The following is a 16766-nucleotide window of genomic DNA, read 5'->3' as shown; positions in this document are numbered from 1 at the left end:
GGTCGCCGTATAGCCATCCCCTCCGTTCATGATGCGAAATGCATTGTTGTTTGCTTCGCGGGTGCGGGCTGCGTTGCGCTCGCTTGCCGCCTGCTCAAGGCGCAACTTGCCGACCGTGACATTCGGAGCAAGCGTTCGCATTTCATTTTCAGGAATGCCAAGGGAGGTGCCGTAGGAGATCAGGGCGTCGAGTTCCGCCTTTTCCTTCTGACGTTCGCGTTCCTGCTCTTTCAGGGCCTCGTCGTACTTATGTTGATCAAAGCGCTGGGTCTGCAGACCGCTCAGAATATCGGGCATATTCATCAACGGCGCGTTGCGGGGGCTCGACATGAGAGACAGCCCCACTGCGCGGATAACGTCGCTACCATTCGAGGAGTTGGCAAAGTTGGCGATGCCGCGACCAAGGCCGCCGAGGGCGCCAAATGAGCTTTGCTGCTGAGGTGCTGGTGGGAAGTAGCTGGTGCGATCGGGGATGCCAGCAGCACCCATCATCGGAAGATCGATCATGCGGCCACCTTGCGAGCTGCTTTCTCAGCCGTCACACGAAGGAAATCTGAAAGGGTCATGCCACATTTGTGGGCGGCTTCGAAAAGCACGCGTTTCTCTTCCTGAGAAACACGAGCGCGGATCAACTCGTCTTTGGTTTTGCGGGCCGCCATGCCGACTCTCCTGCTTCGTTTTCGGTAGCCACATGGTACTACAGAGAGAATCAGCATGAAAGATATAAACGTTAATAAAAACAAGTAGTTACGTAGTGTCCGGGTGCATCCCCTAGTGTCCGACATTGTCCGGTAGCATCCAAACCGGCTACTGGACGACGAACTAGCGACACGGTACAAATCTGGTTTCAGGGAGGGGAAGAACTTGAGGGCCTTGCTATTAACTGCCGCTGTAGTTGGCTCGCTCGTCCCTGCTTCGGCTCAGCAGATGCTGGACAGCTACACCGCCCGCCTGAGCGCCGCCGATCATTTCAATTCCAATGGCGCTCGCCTCAACAGCGCCGCTGCAATCATCCGTCAGGACCGGGCGAACTTCTACGTCTACGGCTCCGACGATCCCGAGGATGAGGCGGATGCTTTCTTTGACGACAAGGCAAATCGAGCCAAACTCGAACGAATGCTCAACCGAGGCACGTTTTCTCCATCGGCCAAGCGGGCAATCCTGAATGGTACGCCGCTGATCCATGTCGAGATTTATCACGATTTCATCAACGTCTACGTGAACAATTGACGGTGTCATTCATGCTTGGGGCGGGCGGGGTGATGAAATACTTCACTGTCGCACTGGCGCTTTTCACAGCACCTGCATTTGCTACTTGCCAATCTGCTGATGCACCGATCACCGGTCGCCTGGTGCAAATTAAGGCCCGCCACCCTGCGGGGGAGCAAATCGAGGGCTGGGCGCTCCTGACGAGCGATGTCTGCATTTCCATGGAAACGATGGACGGTGAAATCGCTGACATTGCGCCGCGAATAGTCCATCTGGTTTTTGCTGATGGCAAGCAGCCTCGCAATCTCTGGAAACTTGCTGAGGACGAAGTGACCGCGCGCGGCAATCTGATGGAAGCGCACACGGTCTGGCATCTTGGCGATATTTTGATGTTCGACACCGCATTCGAGAACGACTGACGACGAATTTCGTCGGATGTCAGTTCAACTACGATGACGCCAGTTGTTCACTGTCTGCGGGCTGACACCAACGCGGCGAGCAATCTCCCGATCGGATAAATCAGGGTTGGCGTCCAACATCGACAAAACATCGGCGCGCTTGTCAGCGTTGGTGCGGCGTCCAGATTGGACGGGCGCGGCTGGGCGGTCGTAGACGTTGCGGAGTGTGACGAAGTCGGCCTCGAGGCGATCCATCGTCGGATCTTCGCGTTCGGTGGGATCAAGCCATTGGCTTTGCCATTCGTACGATATCCAGGCGAACCGGCTTTCCATGTCCTGCCAGCTCCTCACTGGTTCGGTGTTCAGGAAGTCCTCAATCAGCCGAGTGCGGACCTCGACCTCAGCATCCGGTTGGTACCCGCCATAACCTGAGAACAAATCACGATCCCACCGGATCTGGTTCCAAACTTTGATCTCGTCCAGCGCATCGCCCAAATTGGACGGCATCGGGATCGCGGACCAGACCGCTGCCTTCACGCGGTCGGTCCCCTTCATGAAGTCGCCGGCCATCTCTCCGTCTAGAACGGCCGTGTATGTCCGCTGGATGCCTGAGACGCAGGCGTACGGCATCAGCACCGATATCGGAGTAATCGCGTCACGCAGCGCCAATTCCTGTGGTGTAGGCTCGAAAACAGCTCGAACCGATCCATAGCGCTTCAGCACCTTCTCACGTTTGATCGCATCCTTTCGGGCGCGCTCGTCAGCCTGAGCTTTGAAGAACGGATCGGATTTAAAGAAGTCGGCGAAGCCACCCGAAGCCGTCTTCGGCTCCATCTTGTCCAAACTGGACACAGCTTGTTTCAACGTCATTCCGGCTTTCGCGGCCATCACCTCGGCTCGCGCTTTTGCTGCAGCCCGCTCCCCTTCTGTCACGCCCCCGGTCACGAGGGCATAGACCTTGCGGAATTTGTCAGTGTCCAATTTGGACGCGGTGTGAACATTCATGCTGCGCGCTCCCGCCGATCATTCAGAACATCATTCCAGTCAGTCCCAACGCGCATGGGGATCTCGACCGATATCGTCAGGCCCTTGGCTTTGAGCCGGCGACCAAGACCGAAGGCGGCCGACTGCCCGGTGAGGCTGGCATCGTTGTCGCCAAAGATCATCACGGTACTGACCGAGGCTGGCGGGTCCCACGTTTGCAGCAAATCGGCCGTCAGTGCCGCCCAGACGGGAACGCTGAACAACTGCGATGCTGCAAATGCGGTTTCGATACCTTCGGCAATTCCCAGCACATCGCCATGCGGCATCAGGCGAACTGCGGCGCCGGCGGGCATCGAGCCCATCATCTTGCGCGGCGATGACACGGCCGCCTTGTAGCCATCCGGCGTCAGATAGGTTCGATGCAATGCGGCGCGTTCACCTGCGTCTCGGGCAATGTCACTCGGATCAACGCGCGCAATCATTGCCGGGTGCCACGTGGCTCGCTGCCCCGCGTCTGCATAGCGTTCGTCGGAGACTTGGCGCAGCGTACCGGGGAAGTTCTCAAGCTTGAGACGACGTTGCAAATATCGCCCAGCGGCATCGTCCATCGAAATAGGCTTGGCTCGCTGCCACAAGGACGCCATTGCCTCACGCGTTTTGCCGTCGTCCGCGCGTTGCCCTTGGCGCGTTGCCTGAACCGGGGCTGCATCCATATGCTTTTCGATCTCCAAGGCGGCGCCTCGAAAGTCAGTTCGCAAGAACTGCTGGACGAACTGCACTCCGTTTCCTGCGCCGCACTGAGAGCAAATCCACGAGCCGCTTCCCGCCTTGTCGTCAAAGCGAAATCGATCTTTGCCACCGCACATCGGACACGGGCCGTGCCTGTTTCGCAACGCCTTCGCTGGGACGCCAACCGCAGCCAGAATGCCGGGCCACCGACCGCGCGCCCGTTCCCAAATTGGCTCATACTGCATGGGCGACCTCCTGCTTCTTGCTCCGTTTCGCCCATGCGATCTGCTTGGATTTTACCCAGTTCAAAAAAACCGCGTCAGGTTCGACCGCACGGTCGATCATGCTGCGGGGCCAGACACCGAACCGATCTTTGAACTTGTGGGAGACATAGCCAGGCGCATAGCCGCGCTCCTGGCGAAGCCAAACCAGCATCGAGTAGAACTGTTGCTTTTCTTCGGGCGTCGCCTCTCGGCTATTCTTTCGCTTGCCTTTCAGTGGGATCAGCTCACCCTGCAGTTCTTCGATCTGCGACTGGCGCTCGGGCTCGAAACCGCATGACGGGCATTTGCGGACACCTGCGGGCTTCAGACGCGAGCAGGCTGAGCATTCTTTCGGCAAAGGAGCATCGCGCTCCTTGGTGGTGGCCTTGCTCTTATTCCGTGCACCTGTGTCGAGATGGTCGTGATGTATGTCGTCTACGAAACCGAGGCGAAGCGTCGTGTCGCTGTGGTCCAAGATGAGGCAGTCGGCCTTGCCGGGAGCCGTGCGCAAGCCGCGCCCGATGATCTGGGTGAACAGGGTTTCAGATTTCGTCGGTCGGGCAAGGATGATGCAGCGCACGTCCCAATCAACGCCGGTGGTCAGCGTAAAGACGTTGCACACGACCTTGATCTGACCATGTTTCAGCCGCTCACCAATCTGGACGCGCTCTTCGGGGGGCGTATCCATGTCGACGTAGCCGGTTGGCACGCCAGCCGCTTCGAACTGATCGGCAAGCTTGCGGGCGTGAGCACGATCGACGGCAAAGCACAGCGTGGGGCGATCCTCTCCAAGCCGCAACCAGGTCGCAACCGTGTCTGCGATTAGGACCGGCTGGCTCATCGCTTCAGACAACTGACCCTCGTGATAGTCTCCAGCTACGTCGCGCACATTCGTCAGATCAGGATGCGCGGGTGCGAATACCCTGAAAGGTGACAGGAAGCCTTGAGAGATGAGCGCCTTCGTTGTCGTCGGGATCAACAGGTCGTCGTAGTGCTTGCCAAGACCCTTGGTCCACGGAGTGGCAGATAGACCGACGAACGGGACATTCTGCCATTCGGGCATTTTCATCCACGTGCCGTAGAAATCGAACCACCGGTGCGCTTCATCAACGAGAACGATGCCAGCACGAGGAAGCTTGCGGCGCATCAACGTCTGAATGCTTGCCACCTGCACTGGCTGCGCAGCATCTGTCGCCGGATGATAACCCTGGATGACGCCGACGCTATCGATGCCTTGTTCCGCAAATCGCTCGACTGTCTGATCGACCAGGGAGAGGAAAGGCACGGTGAACAGGACCGGGTTGCCCTTTCGCAGTGCGCCTTCAACGATGGCAGAGCCGATCACTGTCTTGCCGCTGCCGGTGGGGCTCTGGATCATCGGGCGCTTGTGACCGATTGCCAGCGAATGACGCAGCATGTCCAAGGCGCGTTCCTGATGATCAAGGAGGGTGAACTTCATAGGTCATCCTCCCCGCGGACGACGCCACCATTCACGACAGCGAGCCTGACCCCGTCCCCTCCCAGAGCCATACCCCGAGAGGTATTTTGCTCCCCTTGGATAGTATCTTCACGTAGTGAATGTGGTTGTGGTTGTGGTTGCGATCCCAATGGGATCGCATTGCGACGATCAGCCCACCGCTTTGCGTTGCCCTTCTGGCCGGCGCGGGATCGTTTTTCATAGGCTGTAACAGCCTTTTCCATCTCCCTGTCGATGCGGCGGTGATGCCAGCCATCGCCAAAGAAAGCGCGGATAATCGACCGATTGCGCCGCCATTCCGCGAGCGTCATGCACGCGATGCGCGCCAACTGCTCATCGTCATCGGGAACCGCTCCCTGCTGCCAATAGTGCATGATGAGAAGCAGATATGCTCCGTGCTGCGCGGCGCTTAGATGGGTCGTGTCCGCGCGATAATCGCCTACGTAGAGAGGCATCCAGGCCATCAAACTCATTGATCTAAAGCCTCCATGATCTCGCTCATCCGGTCAGCAAGGCCCGAGGCGCGCTGTCCGAGAACGGAACGCTGGCGGCCGGCCGCGTGGAGCAGTTCAGGGATCGGTAGGGCCTCGATCTCATCGGCCAACGACACAAACCGCTCGAAAATCTTCGATGGGATGGGCTGCGGCGAAGAGGTATCCGCCGACGCGAAGCGGGCAGCGATGCCACCCACTTTAACGTCTCTGCCAAAGTTCGATCGGCCTGTTGGCTGGGGCAGCACCAAGTCGCGCTTGGCGGCTACCACCTGTTCGCTCGGCGGGAGGAGCTTGATCTTGTCGAGATAAGTGCCGGTATCGAGCTTGGTGCCTCGGATCATGTCCAGCACCTCGTCAATCACCTTCTCGCCACGCTCGGCGTCACGCTGCACTGTACGTTGATCGCGCCCCGTCACTTCGGCAGTCGCGGCAGCAAACGACAACTTGTCGCTTGCTGTTTCCTGCCGCGCTTTGCCACCGGCGACATGTTGCGCGGTCTCCGGATGCAGTTCGAGATAGATCGCTTTGCGCCGCGCGGTCTGTTTGGCCCTGTCTGCTGGCGACAGTTCAGCGCGGCACAAGTTCTCATCGATCATCGCCAGTTCGGCGGCAATGTCGTCATCGGTCGTGACAATGCAGGGAACTTCACGCCACCCAAGCGAGTCGATTGCCTGAAGACGATGCGAGCCGGCAACGACTTCGTAGCCATCGCTAACCATCCGGACGCGGATCGGATTGATGAGACCGATCTTGTCAATGGAGCTACCAAGCTCAGCCAATGCACCGTCGCTGCGTGGGCGAGCATCCTGGCGGTGATGAATGCTTTCGATTGGAACGCGGTGAATCTCCATCAGGCGAGCCCTCCGATCTGGGCAAGCCTGCAGATCTCGCGTGCGGTCGCGATATGCAGACGGTGACGCGCAGCAACAATGCGTGCCGCGAAATCAAAGCTGGAAATGTCGATCGGGTTGAGGTAGTTTTCAGCTGCTACAGCTTTTTGAACTACCTCGCCGCTCCCGATGCCAGTCGGGGCGGCGTATTTGTTTGCGGTCATGATCCACCCCCTAAGCCGCTACGGAGGTGGAGGTACGGCGATTGGTGCGAAGCCAGTCGTTCAAGTCGACAGGGTCATAGACGACGGTTCGGCCGAGCTTCACAAATGCTGGGCCATCTCCGTAAACGCGCAGCTTATTCATAGTGCTGGCGGAGATACCAAGATACTGCGCGGCCTCAGGTGTACGGAGCATCTGGCGAGTATTGTTGCTGTTCATGTTAGATCCTTGCTTTGCATTATCCGCATTTGCGCGGGGTGGCAGGATCGAAGATGAACTGACCTAATCTCGTCGGCTAATCTCGTTGATCGTCGTTGGTAAGAAACTCACGACAATCAGCTAACTCTTTGTCCCTATTGGCTAAACTCGCTTGAGGTCGTCGTTTGCCGTCGCTAGATATTTCGCTCACTACCTCTCTGCGAAGTACTTGCGTGCCGGCATGAAGCACCTTGAGTATCTGTTCTTCCGCTTCAGCCTTGGTCAGCGTTTGAAAGCCATGATCTCTCATAAATCGCTGGGCGGCCTTCACCGTGCGACGCATGGCGGGCACCGAGCCTGGCAATAAGATGGGGAAGGGTGGCTCGGAGGGGAGGTGATCTTGAGGGTCGAGTTCGTTTTTTGCTGCATCGGCCTGACCAATAGCTGGCCATTCGTTCATTACAGATGCACGGTTGACGCGGACATCATCAAAGTATTGGTCGCCACCTAGCCAAACGAGGTGCCGCATGCCATCTCGGTCTTGTAATGTCCATATCCTCTGACTATCCAACGGCTTCCACTCTGTGGCGCTCGTCTCGCGGTGTCTTTCGCGGAATACCCTTCCATCGTTGATGCCGGAAATTGGCGTGGCAGTGGCGACTACTCTGCCATCCTGCATTGCGTTCAACAGGTCGCGCCGTGCCGCTGTAACCTCACGGGGGGTGCCAGCCCCATCACTAACAAGCAGCATGTCAAGATTCCCCACGCGCATTCTCATCCTCTCTGCCGACCTGTAGGTAATCCAGAGCATCGCTATGCCGAGTGACCATTGCGACATCCCCATGGGGTCTTGGTCCATTACAATGCTGTCAAATCGGGAGAATGCATCGGGCTGCAGGATCGGCCCTTCGGACTGAGGTGAAGGGTCTGTTGGCTTTCCGTCTATTTTCAACAGCGCAGTCAGCTGTTCTCGAGACACGAAAATATACTGATGCCGATCACCTCCGACTCCTACCCCAAACGGAGATGATGGGTTCATCTGTCCCCAAAAGAAGCGCGCTGAAAAGTCTTCACCATTCCAGATTGATGAGGGGAGATCGTCACTAAATGCACCCCCGCGAATAGGACGAAGTCTTGAGGCAAGGTGACCCTCCGATAATGCTGAAACAAGAAACCATTGCGCTCTCGTGAATCTATCTCGACGGAGCGCGTGGCTGGCGTCGATGTCATTTGCAATCTGAAGACCGGCTGAACATTCTTCATGCCTAAACTGAATAGACGGCGGACCCCATCTGCCATACCGGATGGGCTCGCGTTTGAATTGCGGGGAATGCGTCATCAACAGGCGGTGCATCTGGACTTTTTGTTGTTGGGAAGCTTCAGACTGGACGAGAGGTCGCAATCCATTCGGCGCACCAGTCCAAAAATAAAACGGAGGTGGCGTAATCGGCTCATCACCGGTCCACTCATCTCCAAAGATTGCTTTTCCTACGATCAAGACCGCTTGGCAGATAAAGACATAATCATTGGTATCGCGTGGCCACCTACTCGGGTCACTCCAAAACTTGATATCCTCATTCGCCATCGCCGCACCTTTCGCGATGCACCTCCTTAAGTCGTGGGAAATCGGGAGGTGCACTCCGACTTGTCAGCTGGCCGGCCTATCCCACGACAGCTGTTGCCCGTTCAGGCATCCTTTCGATGAAGCGGGATGATCTCTGCCACCGCTTCAGGTTCGTCGCTGTCCTTGCGCCGCTCTCTCATCGCCGCGGCAATCGTTGCGCCGATCGCATTGGATGCCTTGCGCAACGGATCGGCATCAAGATGCGCATAGCGTTGCGTTGTCGCGGCTTGGGTGTGCCCGAGAAGCTTGCCGATGATTGGAAGCCCCATGCCACCACCAGCACCGAAGCTGGCAAAGCTATGTCGCAGATCGTGAATGCGCAGTCCTTCAAGGCCAGCCCGCTTGGTCACGAGCGCCCAAGGTCGCTTTAGATCCGCTCGGGGCTTCTCGCCCTTGGTGCCGGCTGTTTCCCCGGCGATGACGTAAACCCCTATGCGCTTCAAATCATTCAGAATGGCGAGGGCAGGGGCGTTGAGAATGATCGTTTTTCTTCCGGTCTTCGAATCCGGGAGCAGAAGCAGGCCGCGTTCAAAATCGACATGCGCCCACTTGAGATGAAGGATTTCGCGCAAGCGTGCACCCGTGAGCAACAGCAATCGGATGGCCGCCGCAGCGTTTGGGTCGATTTTCGTGCGCCGATTTTCGGCCTTGGGTGCATGCTTCGTCTTTTTGCTGGGGTCAGGCTGCCAAGGAATACCATCCGTCTCGCCTTCTCGAATTGCCTCGGCAAGGCGGCTGATTTCCTCGCTGGTCAGGAAGCGCTCGCGATTATCCTCTCTGTAGCGCTCCACCCCGGTGACTGGATTGTCGGAGATTGCCAGCACCTTCGTCTTTATCGCCCAGGAATACATTGCGCCCACGATTGCGCGAACGCGGTTCGCTGTGGTGCTTTTCTTCCGCAAGGAGAGATGCAGGCTGGCGATATCGGAAGCTGCTACAGCTGCCGCTTTTCGGGTGCCAAACTCCGGCACGGCATAAGTGTTCAGCATGTGCTTGTATTGAGCTAGCGTGTTTGGCTTGCGGGTTGCCTCGACGTGCTCAAGGAAGCGTTCAGTCAATTGGGAAAAGGTGGGGGCTGATCTCTCATCCGCGCGGTCCCTGGCAGGGTCCTTGCCATTCACGACAGAGGCCAGAATACCCTTCGCGGATTCGCGGGCCTGTTCCGGTGTCACCTTGCCAACTTTCGCGACAGTTACCCGGCGCACAGGCGCACTTCGCCCAAAGCCTGAACGGTATCGGACGATGTAGGACATCGCCCCCGTCTTGCGGACGCGGACGCCGAAGCCAATCAGCTCGCTGTCGAAGACATAGAAATCCGAGCCGTCAGGCTTGATCGCGTCAACGACACGCTTCGTAATCCTAATCGTCTTTGCTGCCTCTGACATTTCCGACTCATAAGATGCTGGGGCACCCCCAGGGCACCCCCGAAAAGGAAGCTACGCGAAACGTGCGGAAACACCATACAACGAAAGCGTTGAAGAACATATAGTTGTGGAAATCAGGGGCAATGAACGGAAAGAGAACGAAAGTCTGGCCGTTTGACTGGGGGTCAAGGGGTCGTGGGTTCGAATCCCGCCGCTCCGACCAGTAACTTTCTGAAATTGCTACCGTTTCAGAATAAGAACTCATCTCTTCCCTGGCATGCCACCGAATGGGCGTTTCGCTCGTCCGGAGTCCCATGGTCTGAGTTCTGTCTTGTTCCGGCGAGCATAGCGTGGCGATCTACGAAAGCGTGCCGCGATCTTTCAGTTTCTCTCGCTGCGCTTCAATCCCTTGTGATGATGCACGTCTTGTCCCGAAACCGGTCCGCATTTTCGCGAGATATGCTTCACCGACGGGATGTCCTTGCCTAAAATATCTCTGTTTCCATATAGCGCGGTGCGACATTTTGTACTAACTTCGGTTCTGGATGGTTAGCTGTTGCGCTGCCGAACCCGCTAGAGCTCAGAATTCGGCGCATTTGGTGTCTGGCGTTCTCGAGCAGGCAGCGATGGTGCTGTGCTTGACCTGAGCCTTGGGAGGGGCTTGCAATGACGGACTACCTCGGTGAATTCATCGTCGTCGCCATTCTGGGGCTGCTGGTGGCTGCGCTGACCGTGCCGTGGCTCTCCTGACGCGCGACCGCTCCGATCTGCATTCTGACAGGAAAAGCTTGGCGACGATCGCACGGGATCCAGAGCGCCGTACTATCTTTTTTGGCGGGGTATCTTTGCTCGGATGATTGAGGAGGCTACAGTCCCGATCATGACAAACGACAATGAACCGAACATCATTCCTTCCACCTTGTCTCGGCGCATCGAGGGCGACGGTACATTCATAGAAATTGAAATCTACCGCATCGAAGGCGAGGAGGGCTGGATTCTCGAGGTCGTCGACGAAGACGATGCGGCGACGATTTATGAGGATCGTTTCGACAGCGAGCAGGCAGCGCTACAGGAGGTCCTGGATGCCATCGCCGAGCACGGTGTAAGGGTCTATCTGGAAGAGGGTTTCCCAGACGATGAAGAGGAAGGTGACGCTTTCACCATCCACTGAGGATGCATCGACAATCGCGCGTGTCGGACATCGTTGAAGGAAATTCGAGGAAAACAAAAAAGGCCGGGAAATCCCGGCCTTTTCTGTATCTGACGTTAATATTAAGCCTGCTGAAGGTTCTCAGCAGCGCTCTTGCCCTTGCGCTTGTCAAGGACGGCCTCGAAGCTGATCTTCTGGCCTTCTACGAGCGTACGCATTCCTGCGCGCTCAACAGCGGAGATGTGGACGAACACGTCATCGCCACCTTCGTCTGGAGCGATAAAGCCATAGCCCTTGGTTTCGTTGAAGAACTTCACGGTTCCGATAGTCATTACGCATCCCTTTCAAATAGGAAATGTATGGCGCCCGACGAAATGTCGAACGTTCGTTGTCGAATTTGAAAAAGAAGCTCGTAGGATAATCGCCGGTTGGCAATTGAAGTTCGTTAGCAAGTTCGATCTCGCACACATAGAAGGCTATGGCGCGGATTACAAGGCCATGCCTTGCAGATATCTCGATGCCGCTGAGGCGAGTAGGGGACGATTTCCGTCTGAAAGTCGCGGAGGCCATGCAAGCATCCGGCGGACGTGAACAAGCTTACGCTTCGACGCCTGTTGCCATGCTCAGTCGAATGGCGCGCAGGCGCGCAGTCTTCTTGTCTCGTTCAGTGCGTTCGGCGTTGATCAGCTCTCGCGCGACACGATCAGCACGTTCGTCTCTGCTTTCTCTTTTCTCATGCTTGGGTTCAGTCATCATAAAAATCTCCACATTGCTAATAATATGTGGTGTTTTTTATTTGATAATCAAGGGGATGGCTGTCCGGCGTAGTTCTGGGCTGCTGAGATCACAGCCGCCGCTGTTGTTTGATCTCCAGCGCCATGGCACCCCAGACGAGACCTATCAACAGATAGAAGTGCCGCCAATGGTCCATGTCGATGACCGTGCCAAGCGCGATGTGACCCGCGAAAACGATATAGGCGCAAAGGAGATAGGGCTGCCATGGGCGGTCGCGAAACAGGATACGCAAACCACCGGCGAGCGTCGCTCCGACGATAAGGGTAAACGCCGCAAAACCAAGCCAGCCATAGTCCATGAGGGCTTTCAGCCAGATGTTGTGGGTGTCTTCTCCATACAAGCGTCCGAAGTTCAATGGGCCGATACCCAGAGGATGTTCGGTAGCAAGCTGCAGCCCCACGGCATAGCGCGCGAAGCGGCCCAGATGACCGCCGTCATAGTCCTGGACCAGGCGCGCGCGCTGCGAAAAGAAATCGGAGACGCCGGGCATCTGCAGTGCAACCAGTATTGCGCCAGAAAGGAGTACAATGGCCAGCATGCTGAGGATGGTCAGCCGCAGGCGAAGCAGGTTGCTCGCCGACTGAAGGTAGAGGCAAAGCGTCAGAGCAATTGCACTGAGGCCAAACAGGCCCCATGCGCCGCGTGAGAACGACAGAAAGATTGCTGCCGTCAGAATGATGAATGCGCCTGCGTAGAGGGGCACCCTGACCGAATTGGCGGTGAGCAGCCTGTGGAGCATGAAGATTGCCGGCAACGTGAGAAAGGGACCAAACACGTTGGGGTCGCCGAATGCGCCCATGGCACGGTCGAAACGGGTGAACATTTCCGCTCCGGGGAACAGGCCGAAATAACCTGCAATTCCGAGCATGCCCGTTACCAGGGCTGCCGCAGTCAGGGCATTGAAGATCAGCGCATAGCGTTCTGAATCTGCCTCTAGGATGGCTGCGAAAAATACCGCGGTGAAGGCAAGAAATAACGAGACGGCGAGATAGAGTGGCGTTTCGTAGAGATCGCCCATCTGCAGCATCGACAACAGGCCGCCGAGGTTGAACAGGACCAACAGCGCAAGCAGGAGGGCGACAAGGCGGGATATCCGCAAAGCGCTGACACCCCATACCGCAATCAGGCCCGACATGAACAGTTCATAGGGTGCAGGCTCGTTGATGACGAAGCCCTGCAGGAACACGCCGAGCATCAATGCAGCCCCAGCGACAAGTGAAAGCGCCTTGGCCTGGACGGCGTGTCTGGGCAGTCCGGTTCGAGCCAATGTGCTCAATAGGCGTTCCCCGAGTTGAGCAGCTTGACTGGCGTCAGAAACAGGATCTTCAGATCAAACCACAAGGACCAGTTCTCGATGTAGTGGAGGTCGTACTCCGTCCGGGTCCGAATCTTGTCGTCACTGTCGATCTCGCCACGCCAGCCATTGATTTGCGCCCAGCCGGTCACGCCAGGCTTGACCCGATGGCGGGCGAAATAGCCATCAACGATCTCATGATAGAGCAGGTTGTGGGTCTGGGCACTGAGTGCATGTGGGCGCGGCCCGACGAGCGAGAGGTTTCCCTTCAGCGCGTTGAAGAATTGCGGCAACTCGTCGATCGAAGTTTTGCGGATGAAACGTCCAACGCGTGTGACGCGGGGATCGTTTTTGGTCACAGCATTCTTGGCAGTGGGGTCACACTGGTCAACATACATTGAGCGGAATTTATAGACCTCGATGGTTTCATTGTTGAAGCCATGGCGTTTCTGTTTGAACAGAACCGGTCCAGCGCTGTCGAGCTTGATTGCGATGGCCGTCGCCAGCATGACCGGCGAGAATACGATGATGCCCAGGATGCTGAAGACGATGTCAAAGGCGCGCTTCGCGACGGAATCCCAGCCATTGATCGGCTTGTCGAAGATGTCGAGCATCGGAACCGAGCCGATGAACGAGTAGGCACGGGGGCGAAAGCGCAGCTGATTGGCGTGAGCAGACAGGCGTATGTCTATCGGCAGAACCCACAGCTTCTTGAGCAGAGACAAGACGCGTGTTTCCGCGGTTATTGGCAGAGACACGATCAGCATGTCGATGCGCGCGATGCGTGCGAATTCGATGAGTTCGCTGATATTGCCGAGCTTCGGGTAGCCGGCAACAATCGGCGGCGAGCGGCGATTGTCGCGATCGTCAAAGATCCCGCAAATACGAATATCGTTGTACGGCTCCTGCTCGATGGCGCGGATGAGCTTTTCGGCAGCCTCTCCGCCGCCAACGATCACGGCGCGTCGTTCCATCGAACCGTTACGTGACCAGCGCCGGATCAGGCGGGCCATCACAAGGCGCAGCGAGACCAGCAGGACCAACGCAGTCAAAAACCAGGAGCCCAGCCAGACACGGGAAAGATCGTCAGCGATCTTCAGGAAAAATCCGGCCAGCGACATCAGCGCCAGTACGCCGAGCCAGATTGCCACGACCGTGCCGATTGTGAAGACAGGCTGCCGCAATCGCGGGATCTGATATGCGTTCGCGACCTCCAGTGCTGCCACAGTGGTTGCAGAGCCCAGGAGAATGAGCGCTGCATAGTAGGCTGGCGGAGCGCCGGCTGTGCCGACATAACCGATGAATATTGCGGTGCCCGACAGGCACAGTATGAGAAATTCGACGACACGAAGCACACCGCTGACCATGACCGGAGACATGGTATCTCGGCGGTATTGCGAAGCGATCTTGCGGGCATTGGCATTCAGTGCCGATGACGCATGGTGCGCTTCACCGTTGTCGTCGAACGTGCGAACTGCGTCGACGGTAAACTGATGCGCAGGTTTCTTCTTTGACATTGCAGAAATCCAGATTCATTTCTGCTTATCAAGAAGCCGCTAAGGAAACATTGACGGCAGGTTCGGATCTTGAGCGGGGATCATTCGAGTGCGCGACGATAGGCGGTCTCGATCTCGTGCGCCATCGTGGCAGTGCTGAAACGGGCCTGAAGATCCGCCTGATCCGGCATTTGTGCTGAAAACAAGTGCTCGTCTTGAAGTGCTGTGAAGATGCTTCTGCCCAGATCCTGTGGATTGGCATTGGTCAGTGCGGTGGAGCCTGGTTCGAATATTTCGGGTATTCCGCCGACGGCGGTCGCAATGACAGGCTTTTTTGCGGAAAGTGCCTCGAGCACGATATAGGGCATCGCCTCAGCTCGGGAGGGAACCACGACGATTTTTGCCAGCGCGAACGCTTCGCGGGCGGGCATAGGCGGCAAGAAGCGGACAGTGTCGTTCAGGCCCAGATTGGCGACCTGTGTCCTGTATGTCGATTGGTCATGACCGTGTCCGACCATCACCGCAGTGACCGGCCTGCTGAGGAGCTGAGTTGCGATTGAAACGGCGTCGATGAAGATGTCCGGACCCTTCAGGTCGCGAAACATTCCGATAAACAGAAGGTCGGCGGCGTTTGGTGACGTGACCACCGGTTCGAACTCCGCCTCACTGACACCGTTGTAGACGACAGTTGCAGGCACATTGGCTCCGCCGATCTTTGCGCGGAAGACCCGACGCTCAAAATCCGACACGAAGAGCAATCGGTCGGTAAAACTGCAAAGCGCTTTCTCGATCCCGAAGAGCAGCTTTCCTCTGGCCGTGGCGGCGTCATAGTGCAGCACACCGCCGTGAGGAGAATAAACGCGGGCTACGCGATACCTGAAGACCCGCAACAGTGAGCCAAACGTGCGGGCGAGGGCGCCACCCTTGGCGCCGTGCCCATGCAGTATGTCCGGCTGCAATTCCTTGAGCAGATTGTAAGTGCGCCAGCCCGCTGGAACGTCCGAGAGCGCAATCCGGCGATCGATGCTCAATCGGTGCATTCCCAGCGCGAGCGCATGCTCTATTTCTGCGAAATACCTGCTCTCCAAAGACCCGTCCGTCGCCGAATCGCAGATGATCCCCACCTGATGGCCAGCATCAGCCTGCGCTGCAATGAGATCGCGCACATGCCTGAAAACGCCTCCAACAGGTGATCTGAAACAATGAACGATGCGCAAAGGACGGGTCACGGCTTTGTAGACCGCCAGTCATCCGTGTGGTTGATCGTTGGCAAGCGCCCGTAAGGGTGAGCCTCAGAAAAACCGTTCGCGCACATACACGGTATCGCCGGGCAGGAGTGGATCGGAAGTTTCGACTGTGCCCGTAATGACCTCTCCGTTGATCTGACGCGTGACGTCGACATTGGCCTGGTTGGCGCGAGGCGAAAACCCGCCGGCGGCAGCGACGGCTTTATGGATCGTCATGCCCGGAACGTAGGAATACTGGCCGGCCGCGCCGACTTCACCCATCACGAAAATAGGACGATATCGGTCGACCTCGACGGATACGTCAGGATCGCGCAGATAGCCATTGCGCAGCTTCTGGGCGATCTGCTTTTCGATCTGCTGGACAGTATAGCCGCGGGCAGCAACAGAGCCGACAAGCGGAAAAGCAATGTAGCCGGACTGATCGATCGCGTAGACGTTGCTCAAGGATTCCTGTTCGAAAACGGTGACACGGATACGGTCGCCGGCATCGAGCACATAAGGCTGATTGATGGCTTCATGAAAAGCTGGCGGAGCCGGACGATAGCTCGAGCAGCCGGCAACCGCGAGGGCAGCGGAAAACACCAGTAAAGCTGCGAACTTTCTTGTCATGTGCAAGCAATCACCTTTGCAGGACCAGCGCGATTGAGTGCTGCTGATCTGTTGGCTCGTTATCCACCTGTTAGGCTCAGGACTCGTTGATCAGAGCCAGAAGATAACGGTAGCCGCGAGAGCGATTGCGGAGAGGAAGGCCATTGGGCACCTGTCATAGCGCGTCGCGACACGCCGCCAGTCTTTGAGACGCCCGAACATTATCTCGATCCGGTTGCGCCGCTTGTAGCGGCGTTTGTCGTATTTGATGGCCTTGTTGCGGGATTTGCGACCCGGAATGCAGGGAGTGATCCCCTTGGCCTGTAAAGCGTCACGATACCAGTCGGCATCATAGCCACGGTCGGCCAGCAGCCATTTGGCCCTGGGAAGTTCATCAAGCAAGG

Annotated in this window: 21 protein-coding genes and 1 pseudogene; 3 read left to right on the top strand and 19 right to left on the bottom strand. The window is 57.2% G+C overall.

The features are described 5' to 3' along the window. Together BMZ42_RS17100 and BMZ42_RS18125 are read right to left on the bottom strand one after the other, a co-directional pair. Nucleotides 1-507: hypothetical protein (locus BMZ42_RS17100; protein ID WP_139207918.1), on the bottom strand; the 507-nt coding region annotated here is incomplete at its 3' end. After that, complete coding sequence (locus BMZ42_RS18125) at nucleotides 504-659, bottom strand: plasmid mobilization protein (protein ID WP_175556777.1); 156 nt, start codon at nucleotides 657-659, stop codon at nucleotides 504-506. The genes BMZ42_RS18125 and BMZ42_RS17100, both read right to left, overlap by 4 nt. Before the next feature lie 268 nt (nucleotides 660-927). On the opposite strand from BMZ42_RS18125, the gene BMZ42_RS17095 reads away from it, so the two are divergent. Continuing rightward, a complete protein-coding gene (locus BMZ42_RS17095; protein ID WP_091524959.1) occupies nucleotides 928-1230 on the top strand; it encodes a hypothetical protein in 303 nt (100 codons plus the stop codon). An 11-nt stretch (nucleotides 1231-1241) separates the two neighbouring features. After that, nucleotides 1242-1628 (top strand): hypothetical protein, encoded by a 387-nt coding sequence (locus BMZ42_RS17090; protein ID WP_210185239.1) that lies wholly within the window; start codon nucleotides 1242-1244, stop codon nucleotides 1626-1628. 24 nt (nucleotides 1629-1652) lie between these two features. Here BMZ42_RS17090 and BMZ42_RS18350 read toward each other — a convergent pair whose 3' ends face one another. The 10 genes and pseudogenes from BMZ42_RS18350 to BMZ42_RS17045 form a co-directional block, all read right to left on the bottom strand. Next, nucleotides 1653-2612, bottom strand: coding sequence for a winged helix-turn-helix domain-containing protein (locus BMZ42_RS18350; protein WP_244523316.1), 960 nt, complete (start codon nucleotides 2610-2612; stop codon nucleotides 1653-1655). After that, nucleotides 2609-3322, bottom strand: a complete 714-nt coding sequence (locus BMZ42_RS17080; protein WP_244523318.1) for a DUF7146 domain-containing protein — start codon at nucleotides 3320-3322, stop codon at nucleotides 2609-2611. Before BMZ42_RS17080 ends, BMZ42_RS18350 begins: the two co-directional genes overlap by 4 nt. A 57-nt stretch (nucleotides 3323-3379) precedes the next feature. Continuing rightward, a pseudogene (locus BMZ42_RS18425) lies at nucleotides 3380-3565 on the bottom strand (primase-helicase zinc-binding domain-containing protein); the annotation flags it as partial. Then, nucleotides 3555-5042, bottom strand: coding sequence for a DEAD/DEAH box helicase (locus tag BMZ42_RS17075; RefSeq protein ID WP_091524952.1), 1488 nt, complete (start codon nucleotides 5040-5042; stop codon nucleotides 3555-3557). The gene BMZ42_RS17075 and the pseudogene BMZ42_RS18425, both read right to left, overlap by 11 nt. Then, complete coding sequence (locus BMZ42_RS17070) at nucleotides 5039-5533, bottom strand: YdaU family protein (protein ID WP_091524949.1); 495 nt, start codon at nucleotides 5531-5533, stop codon at nucleotides 5039-5041. Before BMZ42_RS17070 ends, BMZ42_RS17075 begins: the two co-directional genes overlap by 4 nt. Beyond that, nucleotides 5530-6405, bottom strand: a complete 876-nt coding sequence (locus BMZ42_RS17065; protein ID WP_091524947.1) for a ParB/RepB/Spo0J family partition protein — start codon at nucleotides 6403-6405, stop codon at nucleotides 5530-5532. The genes BMZ42_RS17070 and BMZ42_RS17065 overlap by 4 nt, the downstream gene beginning before the upstream one ends. Continuing rightward, a complete protein-coding gene (locus BMZ42_RS17060) occupies nucleotides 6405-6608 on the bottom strand; it encodes a hypothetical protein (protein WP_091524945.1) in 204 nt (67 codons plus the stop codon). Before BMZ42_RS17060 ends, BMZ42_RS17065 begins: the two co-directional genes overlap by 1 nt. A gap of 10 nt (nucleotides 6609-6618) precedes the next feature. Next, complete coding sequence (locus BMZ42_RS18340; protein ID WP_280139885.1) at nucleotides 6619-6801, bottom strand: helix-turn-helix transcriptional regulator; 183 nt, start codon at nucleotides 6799-6801, stop codon at nucleotides 6619-6621. Between the two features lie 100 nt (nucleotides 6802-6901). Further along, nucleotides 6902-8389, bottom strand: coding sequence for a hypothetical protein (locus BMZ42_RS17845; protein ID WP_139207985.1), 1488 nt, complete (start codon nucleotides 8387-8389; stop codon nucleotides 6902-6904). Between the two features lie 101 nt (nucleotides 8390-8490). Continuing rightward, the gene (locus BMZ42_RS17045) at nucleotides 8491-9813 is read right to left on the bottom strand and encodes a site-specific integrase (protein WP_091524939.1); all 1323 of its coding nucleotides are present in this window, start codon (nucleotides 9811-9813) and stop codon (nucleotides 8491-8493) included. 859 nt (nucleotides 9814-10672) lie between these two features. Here BMZ42_RS17045 and BMZ42_RS17040 point away from each other — a divergent pair. Then, on the top strand, nucleotides 10673-10963 hold the full coding sequence (locus BMZ42_RS17040) for a hypothetical protein (protein ID WP_091524936.1): 291 nt from the start codon (nucleotides 10673-10675) through the stop codon (nucleotides 10961-10963). Between the two features lie 101 nt (nucleotides 10964-11064). Here BMZ42_RS17040 and BMZ42_RS17035 read toward each other — a convergent pair whose 3' ends face one another. The 7 genes from BMZ42_RS17035 to BMZ42_RS17010 form a co-directional block, all read right to left on the bottom strand. Continuing rightward, on the bottom strand, nucleotides 11065-11274 hold the full coding sequence (locus BMZ42_RS17035; protein ID WP_091524933.1) for a cold-shock protein: 210 nt from the start codon (nucleotides 11272-11274) through the stop codon (nucleotides 11065-11067). 265 nt (nucleotides 11275-11539) lie between these two features. After that, on the bottom strand, nucleotides 11540-11695 hold the full coding sequence (locus BMZ42_RS18120) for a hypothetical protein (RefSeq protein WP_175556776.1): 156 nt from the start codon (nucleotides 11693-11695) through the stop codon (nucleotides 11540-11542). Between the two features lie 91 nt (nucleotides 11696-11786). Then, nucleotides 11787-13013 (bottom strand): O-antigen ligase family protein, encoded by a 1227-nt coding sequence (locus tag BMZ42_RS17030; protein ID WP_091524930.1) that lies wholly within the window; start codon nucleotides 13011-13013, stop codon nucleotides 11787-11789. Continuing rightward, a complete protein-coding gene (locus BMZ42_RS17025) occupies nucleotides 13010-14548 on the bottom strand; it encodes an undecaprenyl-phosphate glucose phosphotransferase (protein ID WP_091524928.1) in 1539 nt (512 codons plus the stop codon). Before BMZ42_RS17025 ends, BMZ42_RS17030 begins: the two co-directional genes overlap by 4 nt. 80 nt (nucleotides 14549-14628) lie before the next feature. Continuing rightward, nucleotides 14629-15756, bottom strand: a complete 1128-nt coding sequence (locus BMZ42_RS17020; RefSeq protein ID WP_091524925.1) for a glycosyltransferase family 4 protein — start codon at nucleotides 15754-15756, stop codon at nucleotides 14629-14631. Nucleotides 15757-15819: 63 nt separating this feature from the next. Then, on the bottom strand, nucleotides 15820-16383 hold the full coding sequence (locus BMZ42_RS17015; RefSeq protein ID WP_091524923.1) for a polysaccharide biosynthesis/export family protein: 564 nt from the start codon (nucleotides 16381-16383) through the stop codon (nucleotides 15820-15822). Nucleotides 16384-16473: 90 nt separating this feature from the next. Next, the coding region (locus BMZ42_RS17010; RefSeq protein ID WP_139207897.1) for a transposase at nucleotides 16474-16766 on the bottom strand (293 nt) is incomplete at its 5' end.

The sequence above is a fragment of the Aquamicrobium aerolatum DSM 21857 genome, from assembly GCF_900113935.1.
In the GTDB taxonomy this organism is placed as follows: Bacteria; Pseudomonadota; Alphaproteobacteria; order Rhizobiales; family Rhizobiaceae; genus Aerobium; species Aerobium aerolatum.
Note: the sequence above shows the minus strand (reverse complement) of the source record. Positions and strands in the feature narration are given on the sequence as shown.